We start from the raw sequence: 13,703 nt of genomic DNA, 5'->3' as shown, positions 1-13,703 counted from the left end.
ATGGCCAGAGCCGGAAACCAGCGTTCACGTCGCGCCGCAGGCGCGTCTTTAATAATGATTTCAGATGTTTGAATTGCTCCGGTGCTCGCCTTCGCTCGCGCTGATGCGCCAGGTTCCGGATCAGCGCGCAGCGTCGCGGCACTTGTCCGGAAGGACCAACCGGGAGTTCGTCAACAAGCTGAAGCCGTTTTACCCCTTCGCCCGGCACACCAGCAGCGAGCTGTTGCACCAGCCGCGGAAACCCGGCAGGCGGCCGAGGCCGCGGGTAAGGGTTGTCTCCACCGGCTTCAGCGGTCCCCATTCGAAGGTCTTGCCGCGCAGGTGATGGAACAGCTTGCCGTGGCGGTTGGTCTCTTCGTACCAGGGGCTCAGCATCGGCAGGTACGGCAGGATCGACAGATAGCCGATCCCGATCACCGCTTCGATCGTCACCGCCTGTTCGATGATGTCCGACCATTCGCGCAAGGTCATGCGCACCTGGTGTTCCGGATAGTGCAGGTGCTTCAGCTTGAGCCGGTCCAGCCGGTAGAGCTGGGGCACGACAGCCAGGACCAGGCCGCCCGGCGCGACCACCTCGCCGCACTGGCGCATAACGGATTCGATCGCCGGCCCCTTGCCGGGCAGATGTTCGAGCACATCCAGCAGCGTGATCACGTCCGGACGCCAGGGCAGCTCGTCGCGGTGCTCGGTGAGGCGCGTCGCGTCCAGCACGATATCCGGTTCGAACGCGGCTTCGTAGTCGGCGCCGCAATAGTTGAATTCCAGGCCGGTATCGGCGAGATACTCTTTGGAAATCGAAGTCGAGCAGCCAATGTCGAGAATGCGCGGCTTGCGGTCGAGATCGCTTGACCATTTGCGTATTTCGCGCGACACGACATCGAATTTCACCGTGCCGTAAAGATTGCGCTGGGCGTTGGCCAGCTTCTTGACCAGATACTCGGAATGTACCGCAACCTCGGGTGCCGGGTCGGTTACATCGCGTCTCTTTGCTCGATCCATAGTTTGGTGCACGCGGCTTCTCCTTCCGGGTCCAGGCGATGAATACCGGGTTCGTAGGTGTATGTTGTCAGGTCCGACATCAGCACGATCAACTCGCCGAGGATCAGCTCGACGATTTCGTCGGCCACACTGCCGGATCCGGGAATGAAATTTGCCGGGTAGCCGTTGTTCACCAGGCAGATCTGGCGGTCTTTTCCGACAGGGGCGCCCGCGAATTGAAAGGCCCGGATCGACGGATGAATATCATGAGAGGGCACGGTTTCGAGATGAGCGACGTCGATCTCGATCCGGCGCGAGCTTGCGCTCGCCACAATGCAGCCATGACGTAATTGCCGCAGCACGTCCGCCGTGACCGAGAGCCGTCCGCTCGCGCCGACCACGAGGTCGCAGCGGTCCAGGTCGTCCGGCGTCATGGTCGCGGGAAAGCCCGCCAGGCGGGCTTCGGCGATCTTCAGCGGGTCGGGGTCGACGAGCGAAGCGATCACATCCAGCCGTCTGAGCGCCTTGGCCACGCCAAAACCGATCCAGCCCGCACCGAAAACGGTCGCGTGGCGTCCGGCAAGACTGTTGCCGAGATCCCGCATGAGCCCGTCCAGGCACCGGGCGATGGTCTCGCCGCAGCGCGCGGCTTCGAGGCGTTTCAATTCGCTGTCCGCGCAATGGAGAACCGGGACGCGCAGCCTGGTCTGATTGGCCCGCCAGACGCCCTGCTTGGTGATCTCCACGACGCCCTCGACCAGATGGAGATCGTCCGCGAAATCCTCGTGCAGCAATTCCACGACGTAGCCGCCGACTTCCTGAATGACAAGTTTCTGGCCGCTGTTCCGGCAGGCGAGGAAGCACGTCTTCAGAACGGTTGTCAGCACCTTGCGAAAGTCGTCTTCCGACTTGGGGCAATGCACCTTGTCGCCGTAAGCCGCCTGCCACTTGGTGCGTGTCGCGTCGCTGCCCGACGAATAGGGAATCCCGATGATCGCATCGAAGTCCATGACGCCCTCAAGCGCGTCCACCATGCGCCTGGTGTCATCGAAGAGATGGGCCACCAGCAGGTAGCGGTGCGCCTCGCTTTCCGCAAGGTCCAGCCGGCTCACCAGAGCAGGGAGAAATTCGGCACGGCGTGCATAGGCGGGCGTCGCCTGGAGAGCCATGTCAATTAATGGATGCATTGTTATAAATCCCAAGGGCTTAGGCATTCTGGCACCGGGCAACGGCTGCGCACAAGCCCGACCCGTCAATTAAAACTGGAAAAAGGCAAGGCAATGCGGCACCGCCCGGCCAGGGCCGGAACGGATGCGTTTTCCCCGGAAATGCAGGTGCCGGCTGGCCGGCCTGTCACGAATTGCTCACGGCCTTGTGCAATCGGCCGCATCCGAGTTGAATTGCAGAGGCTGCCTGATGCGCTATGTCTTGCGGCAACCGATGGAGAATTGATCATGACACACCTTCTGCCGCTCTCTCTGGCCGTGGCTGTCGCTGCCACTGTCCAGGTCTCCTCTCTCAAGGCCGAGACCGCCATTCTGGCAGGCGGCTGTTTCTGGTGTGTGGAATCGGATCTTGAAGCGCTGCCCGGCGTCAACGAAGTCGTCGCCGGATATGCCGGCGGAACGACCGACAATCCGACCTACAAGTCCTATGAGCGTGGTGGCCACCGTGAAGTGGTGAAGGTCGATTTCGACGAGAGCAGGATCAGCTATGGCGATCTGGTCGGCATTTTCCTGAGAACCGTCGATGTGACCGATGCCGGCGGCCAGTTCTGCGACCGCGGATTTTCCTATTCGACCGCGATCTATCCCCTGGACGCCGCCCAGACACGGCAGGCCGAGGCGGAAATCGCGAAGGCGGACAAGACCCTCGGCGGCAAGGTGGTCACGCCGGTCGAGGGCAGTGCCGTGTTCTGGCCCGCGGAAGACTACCACCAGGACTATTACAAGAGTTCGGCGCGCACGCTCACGCGGTTCGGCTACGTCACCCGGGCCGAGGCCTACAAGGGCTATCGCAAGGGCTGCGGCCGGGACGCCCGTGTCGAGGCAGTATGGGGCGAGGAGGCCTACAAGGGATTGCCGAAAGCGGGGTTATAGGCACGCGCGGCACGGACAAGGAACCCAAATGTGTTCCGCATCACTGAATTGATCCGCAGGACCGGGATATTTTGCTCGTGTTTGCCGCAGGGTAACATTTGCACTACATTCTGATGGGGCTCAAGATTCATGAGGCCGGTACCATGCTGAATTTGTTTGCCAGTCGTATCCACACGGAGCCGGAATTCATTTCTGAACTGAGGGCTGTTGAGACGGAGGACCGCCTCCGGAAAACCATGACCGGCCTGCTCGATGCCGCCGGTCTTGAGATAAACGACACCAACACACCGACGGAATTCGCCGCCGCGGCGACCGTCGCGATCATGAAACTTGTTCTCGTCACGGCCGGCCGCGACTTCGCCAAGCTGTCTTTCGAAAACAGGTTCGTGACGGGTCTGTTCGGCTTCCTCGTGGCCCACAAGCTCAGCCGCCGGACCAACGCGGACCTTGGGGTCGTTCTCGGGATCGCCGGCCTCGATCTCTTTTCCCGTGAGGAGATCGATCAGATCTACAAGCTTGGGTCGTCCTACCGGCGCCTGCGCCAGCACAGACAGATGCATGTGGCTCTGGGTGAAATCATCGAGGAGTTTCTGTCCCGGCCGGACGAGGCGGCGCTCGCCGACCTTGCCGATGTCTACCAGTTGTGCCTCCAGGCCGAAGCCTGAGGACGCTCGGGAGCTGACCTGACACGCTCTGGAACCGGTCGCCGGCCCCCGGAAGAACTACCCAGATAAATCCGTGTATCAAACCCCCGCTTCGAAGGCCTCGACCAGCTCCATGAACGCTTCACCGTATTTGTCCAGCTTCGACTGGCCGATGCCGGAGACCGCGAGCAGCGCGTCGGCGCTGACCGGCCGCGCGGCGGCGATGCCGGCCAGCGTTGCATCCGGAAACACCACATAGGGCGGCACGTTCTGGTCCCGGGCGATCTGGGTTCTGAGGCGGCGCAGACGCTCGAACAGGAGCTTGTCCTCGTGATCGAGTTCGTCTGCGATCGACGCCGTTCGCGAGGCGCGCGTCTTCTTCAGTCCGGCGGCGCTGCGGTCCTTGCGCAAGGCCAGCTTTTCCTCGCCGCGCAGGATACCCCGCGCTTTTTCGGTCAGGACCAGGGCGCCGAACTGGGCGTGGTCAACGTCGATGAACCCGGCCGCCACCAGTTGCCGCGCAATGGATTGCCAGGTCTTTAGCGGCACGTCCTGGCCGATGCCGAAGACAGACAGGCTGTCATGGCCGAAGCGGGCCGTCTTCTCGTTGCTCTTGCCGAGCAGGACATCGATGACATGGCCGGTGCCGAACCGCTGGCCGGTCCGGTAGATGGCCGACATCAGCTTCTGGGCGGCTTCCGTTCCATCCCAGGTCTCGACCGGCGAGAGGCAGGTGTCGCAGTTGCCGCAAGGTTCCGGATAGGTTTCGCCGAAATGGGCCAGCAGGGCCTGGCGGCGGCAGCCGACGGTTTCGCAGATGCCCAGAAGCGCGTTCAGCTTGGCGTTTTCCGCCCGCTTGACCTCGTCGGGCGCATCGCCCTCGGCGATCATGCGGCGTCTTTGAACCAGATCCGCCATGCCATAGGCCATGAAGGCCTCCGAAGGCGCGCCGTCCCGTCCCGCACGTCCGGTTTCCTGATAGTAGGCCTCGACGGAGGACGGCAGGTCCAGGTGGGCGACATAACGCACGTCAGGCTTGTCGATACCCATGCCGAAGGCCACCGTTGCGACCAGGCAAAGCCCTTCTTCCAGAAGAAACGCGTCCTGGTTGGCGGCGCGCTGTTCGGCCGGCAGGCGGGCGTGATAGGGCAGGGCCCTGATCCCCTTGGAACTCAGCCAGTCGGCAATGTCCTCGACCTTCGCCCGCGAAAGGCAATAGACGATGCCGCTCTCGCCTTCGTGTTTCTTCAGGAAATCCAGAAGCTGCTGGCGCTGGTTGGTGCGTTCGACGATTTCGTAGCGGATGTTCGGACGGTCGAAGCTGGTGGAAAAGACTTCCGCGTCCTCGAGCTGCAGCCGCGCCAGAATGTCCTTCTGGGTATGCGGATCGGCGGTGGCGGTCAGCGCGACGCGCGGCACGCCGGGATAACGGTCCCGCAGACACGACAGCGCCAGGTATTCCGGACGGAAATCGTGACCCCACTGACTGACGCAGTGGGCCTCATCGATGGCGAACAGGGCGATTTCGAGCGTGTCGAGAAACCGCCGGAATCCCTCGTTGGCGAGACGCTCCGGCGTCACATAGAGCAGGTCGACGGTTCCCGCGCGCACGGCGTCGAGCAGGTCCGACTGTTCGGGCTGCGAAAGTGTCGAATTCAGCGCCGCCGCGTTGACGCCGGCGGCCCGCAGCGCACCGACCTGGTCCTTCATCAGTGCGATCAGCGGAGAGACGACGATGCCGACGCCCCGGCGGCAAAGCGCGGGGATCTGGTAGCACAGCGACTTGCCGGCACCGGTCGGAAACAGCACGACGGCGTCGCCGCCACCGACCAGCGTTTCGATGACGGCCTGCTGCTTGCCCCGGAAGCTGCTGTAGCCGAACACCTTCTCCAGCACCGCAAGCGGCTTTGGCTCCGCACGGACAAGCGGAGCGGCAGCGGGCTGAGGTGGACGGGCGTCATCCGCGGAGAACGCGGGCGAAACAGACATGACCAGACGGATCCTTTGAGTTTCCCGCACCATGTCTTATTCGGGGCACAAGGGCAATCGGCGCGGATCCGGGCCTGTGGATGACACGGCGCCGGGCCGCCCAGCCATCCTTTTGCACATCCTCTTGGCCCATCCTCCTGCACTGACCTGAAGATGGTCACGGCTCTCTTGAGCTCTTTGGACCCTAGAATTCCGCGTCGGGATCCGTTGCCAGGGTCTCGGCGCAATGAACGCGCATAAGTTCCGTCAGTTCGCTCAGGTCGCCCGAAAGCTTCTCCGGCCGGATCGGCTTGCCGAAATGGACATTGAACCTGGCGTCTTTCTTGTTGAGCAGTTCGTTGAAAACCGTCATGTCGCGCAGTTCGGTGGAGACGCGCGCGAGGAAATAGAACAGTCCCGAGTTCCGGCCGCCCATGTGCATCGGAATGATCGGTGCCTTGTTCTTGCGTGCAAGCGCCAGGGCCGAACTCATCCAGGGCCGTTCGGTGAGCTTTCCACCGTGCCAGTGCGCGAGCCGGCCAGAGGGAAACAGCACCACCACACGCTCGTTGGTAAAGGCGGTCGAGGCCAGTTTCAGTGTCTCCTTGGACTTCTGCCGGCTCTTGAAGTCCGCCCGCCACTCCACCGGGATGATCATCTCGGCAAGGCGCGGATTGATGCGGATTGCATCCCGGTTGGCGAAGATGGCCAGATCGTCCCGCCGCGACTTGATGGCGTCGTAGAGCACGATGCCGTCGGCGATGCCTGTGGGGTGATTGGAGACAAGCACCACCGGGCCTTCGGCCGGCACCCGGTCCAGGCCCAGCGTGGTGACATTCAGCGTGAGCAGCTCGCTCAGATGGGCGAACACGTCCAGTGCTTCCATGGGCGCGATCGTGTCGGCCATGTTGACCGCGGACTTGTAGCGCAGGATCTTGTGGGCAAAGGGCTTGATGAACGGCCACCACGGGCTGGCCATCACCAGTTTGCCCCGTTCATTGATGAGTGTGTCGACGATATGCTGGTCCGAGGGAAGCTTCTGAGGCGCCGCCTGCGGGCGCGCCGGCAGGGTGTCTGTCGTCTGATCAGTCGTCCGCACACTTCACCTCTGCCCTTGGGTAACTCGCGATACTTTCGTGCATCGTTAACGAAATCAGCCGCTTGGTGCAAATATTCGTTGAACCTTTCTGGAGCAAGACGCCGCAGGAAGCCAGCTTACCCCCACACGGGGCTGGTGAACAGCGCGACTGTTGTCAGCAGGGAAGCTCCCCAGGCGATAGAGCGCGGCGAGGCCCGGTCGGCCCAGTAGCAGGCAACGTAAATCAGCCTGAGCAGAATGAACAAGACCGCCAGCCGGTCGACCCAGCCCGGATCGGCTCCCTGGTTCAGGGCCACGAACACCGCGGCTGCGAAAAAGGGAAAGGCCTCGAAGCCGTTGGCCTGTGCCCCCTGGGCACGCGCGCGGAAGCCGTCGCGCCAAAAGTCCGGATCCCGGGGCTTCGCGTTGTCATACGCCTTGTCGAGTTTTGCAGGCAAAGCCGAGAGCATCGGCAGGATCGCGGCGACGAGGACGCACCAGAGGGCGATTGGCATTGAGGCTTCCTTTTTGCGTGGGGCAGGCCTGGGAAGGACTGCGGTCTTGCGCCGCCGTTCTATCAGGCCCGGCGGCGATATCCTCATGATTTTCCGAAAGGGCGCCATTTTGTCATGGAGAGGGCCGTTGCAGCCATACGGGGGTGGCTGCCGCGCCCCGGCCATGGCACTCGATCGGCATGCGCGCAGGCTGCCTTCCGCGTCCGGCGTCGATATCTCCGGCCTTGCTCCCCGGCCGGTTGACATTTTCTTGATGCTGAATGCGCAGCTTCCGGAGAGAGGCATCTGCCTGACGAAACTGGCGATTTTCGCACAGCCGTCCCGATGGAAGGCGACATCTTCCGGTCAGGGTGGCGCTGCGCCGGAACGGGCTGTTTCCCGAGGGTTTCGGCGCCTGTGGTGCTTGTTTCAGGCAGATCGCCAACGCGGACGACGCCCTTGTCGGACCGCCGCAGGCCGTTGCGGAACCCGTGTTGTGGGCGATTGCCCGGGCCGTCGAAAGGCGGTCCGGTTGCAGCTATTTGGATTTTCGCCAAATTGTGGGCTAAGAGATGCTGCCATACTGGGACGAAGTTGAGGGACTGATTCGTCATGATGCGCGCTGGAAAATTCATATTGGTTGTCGGACTGGTGGTCCTGGCTGCGGGGTGCCAGCGGTTGTCAGGGGGGCGGAACTATGCCGCGCCACTGCCCGCGACGCCGACCACACCGGTCGGATCCGGCACGCTGGCTCCTCTGGATCCCGGTGCGCCCGGGGGAACGGCCCTCGACGATCCGGCGGCGCAGCCCGCCGATCTCGCGAACAATCCCGTGACAGCCCCCACCGATGCCAAGGACGTTGGCCGCACGGATCTGCTGGGCGGCTGGAAGGTCTCGTCCGGCGGCGACAACTGCATGGCATTCATGACCCTGACGACCTGGTCGGGCGGCTACCGGGCCAATACCAGAGGTTGTGCCAGCCAGGCCCTGTCGGGAATTGCCGCGTGGGACCTGAATGGCAATCAGGTGGTGCTCAAGGATGGCTCCGGCCTGATCGTGGCACAGCTTTACTCCAGCGCTTCCGGACAGTTCAACGGGCAAACGTCGGCGGGCGCTCCCATTTCCCTCTACCGTTAACGGCCCTCCGCATTTTTGCTGGACAGTTCGCGTTATAGGTGTATATTTGCACAGCAACCGGAAAGGCTGTGTAAATGTCGAAATATGAACCATTGCGGGAACATCTGGCACGTCTCGAGGACGTTGTCTGGGCTGCCAAGCTCAATCAGGTAGAAGAGATCATTGGTTCATCTCTTCCCAAAAGCGCCCGGGAACACCGGACTTGGTGGGCGAATTCCGGCGGCAGCCTGGTTCACCAGAATGCCTGGCTCGATGCGGGCTGGCGCGTGGAGCGCACGGATCTGATGCGCGATGTCATCGTGTTCCGCCGTCTGCGCATTGGCGGGACCGCGGCAGGAATGTCGAGCCGCACCGACCGTCCGGCGAAAAACCCCCAGAAAGCAGCGGAAAAGCGGCTGTCCAAGGAGATGGCGGCACTGCGCCAGCCGGCGACCGTGACCTTGCGCTCCGAATGGACGACACTCGGGGACGTTCTGCGCACGCCCTGTTCAAACGCCGGCATCCCCCGGGGCGGCGGCGTGCTTCGCCTGGCCACTTTGAACGGTGACGGGGTCGTCACCGTGATCGTGGCCACCTTGTCCGTGCACAAGGCCTACCGCAGCCTGCGCATGGCACTGAGAGACCTGGACAACGATACCGACAGTCAGATCGGCCGTGAGCTTTATCAGACAGACGGTTTCGACTTGTCGGCGCCGACCGAATGTGACCTGGTCAAGTTCGGAAACGCATGGCTGCTCACGGACGGCAGGGGCCGAAAGGCCAACCTTGACGATCAGTCGGAATGTTATCTCGTGGCGCAACTGCTTTACCTGCAGGAAGTGCAAAGCGGCCGCAAGGCGACCCTGCTGCTGCGCTAGCAGGAACGGGTCCGGTCAATCCTCAGCACCCTCCCGCACGGCAGCTCCGTGCTCCGTGCCTGGCACCCGCAGTTTCCCCCACCGGCTGCGGGTGTTCGGCCTTTTCCGCGATTTTATACAGCCGGTGTTATCGGTTTCCCCGGTGACTTGCTCTTTCCTGCTGACCGGGAGCCTCCAATGGTTTTCAAATGTCTGCTGATTTGTCGGGCTCGGCATAAGCGGCCGTGATGATGATCTCCACTTTGAGCTCGGCACGTGCCAGCCGCGCTTCACCACAGGCTCTGGCGGGGGCGTTTCCTTCCGGGACCCACGCATCCCAGACCGAATTCATCTCGTCGAAATCCGACATATCAGCCAGCCAGACGATGGCCTGCAGGATGCCGTTGCGAGACGATCCGGCCTTTTGCAACAGCGCGTCGATCCGCGACAGGCATTCTCTGGTCTGCTCCGCGACAGACTCGCCATCGCCGACCTGACCGCAAAGGTAAGCAACGCCGTTGTGTTTTACTATTTTGCTCATGCGGGTGCCGGTTTCGAGGCGCTCGATCATTGGGAAGTTTCCTTGTCATGTTCATGCTGTCCGGCCAACGCAGCGAGTTCGCCGAGGGTGACCGGTTTAACAGGTGCGCGGACGCGGAAATAGCCGGTGTCTCGAGGCGTTCGCCCGTTGGCCTCGGCGAGCAGTTCGGTTACTGTCAGCCCGCAGGAGCGCCCCTGACAAGGACCCATTCCCGGCCGTCCAAACGCCTTGGTCTGGTTCGGGCCGCGGCAGCCCAGTTTTGCATATCTTCTTATGTCGCCGGCCGTGACTTCCTCGCAGCGGCAGACAATGGTGTCGTCCGCCGGGGTCAGGGCGTTGGCATATGGGGGATAGGCCCGGTCTACGAAGGGACGCGCAGCCAGTTCCCTCCGCAAGCCGCGGTGCAAGGGTAGCGCAGCCGCGTCGCGTTCCGCTTGTGTAATTGCGCCAATCTCGCCAGCGATCGCCAGTGCAGCAATCCGGCCGGCCATGGTTGCCGCTTCGGCACCGCCGATACCGGCGCCATCGCCGGCTATGAAGATGCCCGGGAGCGGGGTGCGGCCCCATTCGTCTCTTTCGGGAATGAACGCGCGCTGCAGTTCGTTCCAATGGTGAGGAACGCCTAGAGACAGGGCTGCCTGCGTATTGGGAACGACGCCGTGATGCAGCAGTACCGTGGAGCAGTCCATTTGGTGTTGCCGTCCGCGAGCTTTGAAACGGATCGCCTCGACATGTTCGTCCCCCACGATCGCAAGCGCCGAGGCACCGGTAAAACGCTTCACTGCCGATGAGCGAAGCTCCTTCAACAGGTCAAGACCCCTTGCTAGCTGGCGCCAGCCGAGTACGGCTCCCAGGCCATGGTTAAGGAAGGCGGAAAAAATATTTGCGGTCGATCCGGTTTCCACCAGGGCCAGAGGCGGTGTGCCGGCCCGGCACATCTGCGCGGCGACGAGGTAAAGCAGCGGCCCGCAACCGGCGAGGACCGCGTTTTCGATAAGCATGCCGGATTGTTTGATAAGGATCTGTGCAGCACCCGCGGTCATTGCACCGGGCAGGGTCCAGCCGGGTATTGGCATGGGCCGTTCCAGGGCGCCAGTGGCGATCAGCAGGCACTTTGCGGTGACGACGGATGCCTCGCCCTGAACCGTGTAGGCGACACGGGCATCGCGTTCGATTTGCCAGACGACGGCGCCCGCAACATGAGTTATTTTAGGGTGCCGAAGTGAACGGACAAGGTCGAGACCCTTGCTGAAATCAGTTCCGAGGACGGCGCTGCGCGCTGTCGCGGCACGCTCCACATCGCGGTAGATCTGACCCCCTGCACGGTTCTGCTCGTCCAGAAGCAGGACGGAAAGCCCCGCGTCGGCAGCTGTATGGGCTGCGGACATTCCAGCCGGGCCCGCGCCGACGACCACGAGATCCGTTTCAGTCATGTTCGACCTCCGGGGCAGCAGGCCTCGAGACGCGCATGTCTTCGCACACTTCCACCATGCAGGCCTGTCGGACGATGCCGTCGATCTCCACCAGACAGTCGAAACAGGCACCCATCATGCAATAGGGATTGCGGGGTGCGCCGGACACCGGCGTGTAGCGGAAGGGCCCTGCTCCTGCCGCGAGCAGTTCCGCGGCAAGGTTTTCACCCTTGCAAAGCTGAAGATCGGTTCCGGCGAAATTCACGCGTACGGTTTGTTCGCCGGATGAAAGTTTACGAATTTGCAAAGCGGTCCTCACTGAACACCTTCACGTCGGGAGCGGCTGGCGTTCCTTCCAGCCAGTGCGGGAGAAATCGTGCATGGGCCGCCGCCAGCGTGACGCCGCTGTGGCAGGTTACCAGGTACGCCCCGGGCATTTCCTTGCTCTGTTGGTAGATGGGCAGTCCGTCCGGAGAGAGGACCCGCAACGCGCCCCAACTTCTCACAAGCTGGGCCCTGCCGAGTACGGGATAGGTTTCAATGGCGGTCTGGGCGAGACCGGACAGACCCTCCAATGTGACCGTATCGTCTAATCCGACTTCTTCATTCGTCGCACCGATCTGGACCCCTCCCTCCTCGACCTGACGGGCGATCAGCGACGGCCGGTTCATGATCCTTGGCAGCTTTTCGGTAATCAGAACCTGCCCGCGTTGTGGTCGTATCGGAGCCTTGAAGCCCATCCTGGGTCCGAGTTCGGTCGCGCCGAGGCCGGCCGAAAGCACGGTTTTGGCGGCCTCGACCGTGGTCCCGTCGTTGCAGGTCAGCCTGAAACTTCCGGTCCGGCTTACCGATTGTACGGTCTTGCCGGTCAGGACACGGCCGCCGAGACGGCGAACATCGTCCGCCAGCGCCTTGAGCAGCTTGAGCGGATTGGCATGACCATCCTGATGATGGAGGATCGCTCCGATCACCTTAGGACCGATTTCGGGTTCTTCCTTTCGCAATTCATTGTGTCCAAGGATCTCATACGGATAGTCGCCACCCAGTTTCGCTTTCAGCGTTTCGTACTGCCGGACAGTGTCGGCGAGCGTCTCTTCGGAAAAATGGAAGTCGTAGCCACCGTTTTGTTCGAGGCCGACCTCGTAACCGGTGTTGCCGTGAAGCTCGTCCGAAAAGGCGCGCCACGCCTTGACCGATTGCTGCGACCATTGCGCGTAGCGTGGCTGGTTCATCCCCTTGGACTGGACCCAAACCAGTCCGAAATTTCCGCGGGAAGCCCTGAAGCTTCCGTCATCGCCATCGATGACCGTCACCGATCTGCCCTGCTTGAGCAGACCCCAGGCGACGGAAAGCCCTACAACGCCTCCGCCGATGATGGCGTAGTCCGATTCCATGATATGTCTCATTCATGTGGTTGAAAGTCCGGCCGGCAAAATCTTGCCGGCCGGCGGGGCCTCACGATTCAAGGCTGTCCGCGTTTGTTTGAAAGCGGGCGGCTCAGTTCCGCGCTTTATCCAGGATGTCCTGGCCCCATTCCGCGTCGATGTCGGCGAGCACCTGCGGCCAGAACGTCTTTGCGGACCTTGGCGGCCATGGCGGCAAGCTGGGCATCGGTCAGTTCGACGACATTGGTCCCCAGTTCGTCGGCAAGGCGTTGTTCCCACTTGCCCTGATCTTCTTCCGCAACAACCCAGCGCTGGGCCTCGAAGTTTGCGGCCGCCAATTTCAGGGCGTCCTGCTCTTGCGAGTCGATGGACGCCAGAGACTCGTTGGAAATGATCATGAACCAGACTTCAAAATGCGTGTTGGCCGGGATGTAGGTCTTGGTCACGTCCCGGAAGGACGCGTAGTAACCCTCGGCTCCTGAACCTATGACGCCATCGACGACGCCTGTCTGAATGGCCGTGAAAGCCTCGGAAAACGGGATCGGGGAGGGAATGTACCCGAGCGCCTGTCCGGTAAGCTGGAAGCTCTTGATGCCTGGAACGCGGACCTTGATCCCGTTCGATTTCGACGGGTCTCCCGGATCGATCGGGTCGCGATTGAGCGAAATTCCGCCGAAATAGACAGGATAGGCAGCCAGCATGGTTATGTCCTGCTTGGCGTAAAGTTCGGCCATGGTCTGATGAAGAACGCCTTCCGGCCCATAGATCTTGCGCGCCTCATCCCAGTTCGAGGCAAGGAACGGAAAGGATGCGATCTGCATCTGCCGGTCGGTACCCGTCGCGGCTGGTTGGGTGGCCATGTCGACGGCGCCAACCGAAACAGCTTCCTGGACGACGGTATAGTCGCCAAGCGCGGAAGCGGCAAAAATCTTGATGTCTATGCCGCCGTCCGTCGCGTCCTTCACGGACCTGGCGAAGTCCTTCAGTTCGACATCGATCGTGGCTCCCTGCGGACGGACATGACTCATCTTCAGTTCCGTGGCCTGAGCGGCGCAGGCAAGGCTGACAATGGCGACAGCGGCAGTCGCTCCCGAGAGTATGTTCATGATAGTTCCCTTTCTGGTTATGCGG

Annotated in this window: 14 protein-coding genes; 4 read left to right on the top strand and 10 right to left on the bottom strand. The window is 62.1% G+C overall.

What is annotated here, in order from left to right:
- Positions 1-189: 189 nt before the first annotated feature.
- Positions 190-999, bottom strand: coding sequence for a class I SAM-dependent methyltransferase (locus AC0VX3_RS26045; protein ID WP_475522943.1), 810 nt, complete (start codon positions 997-999; stop codon positions 190-192).
- Positions 972-2,165, bottom strand: coding sequence for a Rossmann-fold NAD(P)-binding domain-containing protein (locus AC0VX3_RS26040; protein ID WP_475522942.1), 1,194 nt, complete (start codon positions 2,163-2,165; stop codon positions 972-974). The genes AC0VX3_RS26045 and AC0VX3_RS26040 overlap by 28 nt, the downstream gene beginning before the upstream one ends.
- A 267-nt stretch (positions 2,166-2,432) precedes the next feature.
- Here AC0VX3_RS26040 and msrA point away from each other — a divergent pair, with 267 nt between their 5' ends.
- Positions 2,433-3,077 (top strand): peptide-methionine (S)-S-oxide reductase MsrA, encoded by a 645-nt coding sequence (gene msrA / locus AC0VX3_RS26035; protein ID WP_475522941.1) that lies wholly within the window; start codon positions 2,433-2,435, stop codon positions 3,075-3,077.
- A 143-nt stretch (positions 3,078-3,220) separates the two neighbouring features.
- Positions 3,221-3,742, top strand: a complete 522-nt coding sequence (locus tag AC0VX3_RS26030; RefSeq protein ID WP_475522940.1) for a hypothetical protein — start codon at positions 3,221-3,223, stop codon at positions 3,740-3,742.
- Positions 3,743-3,820: 78 nt separating this feature from the next.
- Here AC0VX3_RS26030 and recQ read toward each other — a convergent pair whose 3' ends face one another.
- The 3 genes from recQ to AC0VX3_RS26015 all read right to left on the bottom strand — a co-directional run bounded on the left by recQ (position 3,821) and on the right by AC0VX3_RS26015 (position 7,282).
- The gene (gene recQ / locus AC0VX3_RS26025) at positions 3,821-5,710 is read right to left on the bottom strand and encodes a DNA helicase RecQ (RefSeq protein ID WP_475522939.1); all 1,890 of its coding nucleotides are present in this window, start codon (positions 5,708-5,710) and stop codon (positions 3,821-3,823) included.
- A gap of 184 nt (positions 5,711-5,894) precedes the next feature.
- Complete coding sequence (locus tag AC0VX3_RS26020; protein WP_475522938.1) at positions 5,895-6,788, bottom strand: GNAT family N-acetyltransferase; 894 nt, start codon at positions 6,786-6,788, stop codon at positions 5,895-5,897.
- Between the two features lie 116 nt (positions 6,789-6,904).
- Positions 6,905-7,282, bottom strand: a complete 378-nt coding sequence (locus AC0VX3_RS26015; RefSeq protein WP_475522937.1) for an MAPEG family protein — start codon at positions 7,280-7,282, stop codon at positions 6,905-6,907.
- Positions 7,283-7,873: 591 nt separating this feature from the next.
- On the opposite strand from AC0VX3_RS26015, the gene AC0VX3_RS26010 reads away from it, so the two are divergent.
- Entirely contained in the window at positions 7,874-8,398 is a 525-nt protein-coding gene (locus AC0VX3_RS26010) for a protease inhibitor Inh/omp19 family protein (protein ID WP_475522936.1), read from the top strand.
- A gap of 74 nt (positions 8,399-8,472) precedes the next feature.
- Positions 8,473-9,255 carry a DUF7662 domain-containing protein gene (locus AC0VX3_RS26005; RefSeq protein ID WP_475522935.1) on the top strand — a complete coding sequence of 261 codons (783 nt, stop codon included), beginning with the start codon at positions 8,473-8,475 and terminating at the stop codon, positions 9,253-9,255.
- A 184-nt stretch (positions 9,256-9,439) separates the two neighbouring features.
- On the opposite strand, the gene AC0VX3_RS26000 is transcribed toward AC0VX3_RS26005, so the two are convergent.
- The 5 genes from AC0VX3_RS26000 to dctP all read right to left on the bottom strand — a co-directional run bounded on the left by AC0VX3_RS26000 (position 9,440) and on the right by dctP (position 13,678).
- Complete coding sequence (locus AC0VX3_RS26000) at positions 9,440-9,805, bottom strand: RidA family protein (RefSeq protein WP_342891608.1); 366 nt, start codon at positions 9,803-9,805, stop codon at positions 9,440-9,442.
- A complete protein-coding gene (locus tag AC0VX3_RS25995; RefSeq protein ID WP_475522934.1) occupies positions 9,802-11,208 on the bottom strand; it encodes an FAD/NAD(P)-dependent oxidoreductase in 1,407 nt (468 codons plus the stop codon). The genes AC0VX3_RS26000 and AC0VX3_RS25995 overlap by 4 nt, the downstream gene beginning before the upstream one ends.
- Positions 11,201-11,452 carry a 2Fe-2S iron-sulfur cluster-binding protein gene (locus tag AC0VX3_RS25990; RefSeq protein WP_475522933.1) on the bottom strand — a complete coding sequence of 84 codons (252 nt, stop codon included), beginning with the start codon at positions 11,450-11,452 and terminating at the stop codon, positions 11,201-11,203. Before AC0VX3_RS25990 ends, AC0VX3_RS25995 begins: the two co-directional genes overlap by 8 nt.
- Before the next feature lie 28 nt (positions 11,453-11,480).
- Positions 11,481-12,581, bottom strand: a complete 1,101-nt coding sequence (locus AC0VX3_RS25985; RefSeq protein ID WP_475522932.1) for an NAD(P)/FAD-dependent oxidoreductase — start codon at positions 12,579-12,581, stop codon at positions 11,481-11,483.
- Between the two features lie 116 nt (positions 12,582-12,697).
- Entirely contained in the window at positions 12,698-13,678 is a 981-nt protein-coding gene (dctP, locus tag AC0VX3_RS25980) for a TRAP transporter substrate-binding protein DctP (RefSeq protein WP_475522931.1), read from the bottom strand.
- Positions 13,679-13,703 lie beyond the last annotated feature (25 nt).

The organism is Roseibium sp. QJM3NY_11, from assembly GCF_056173175.1.
This window is presented reverse-complemented; position numbering and strand designations above follow the sequence as displayed.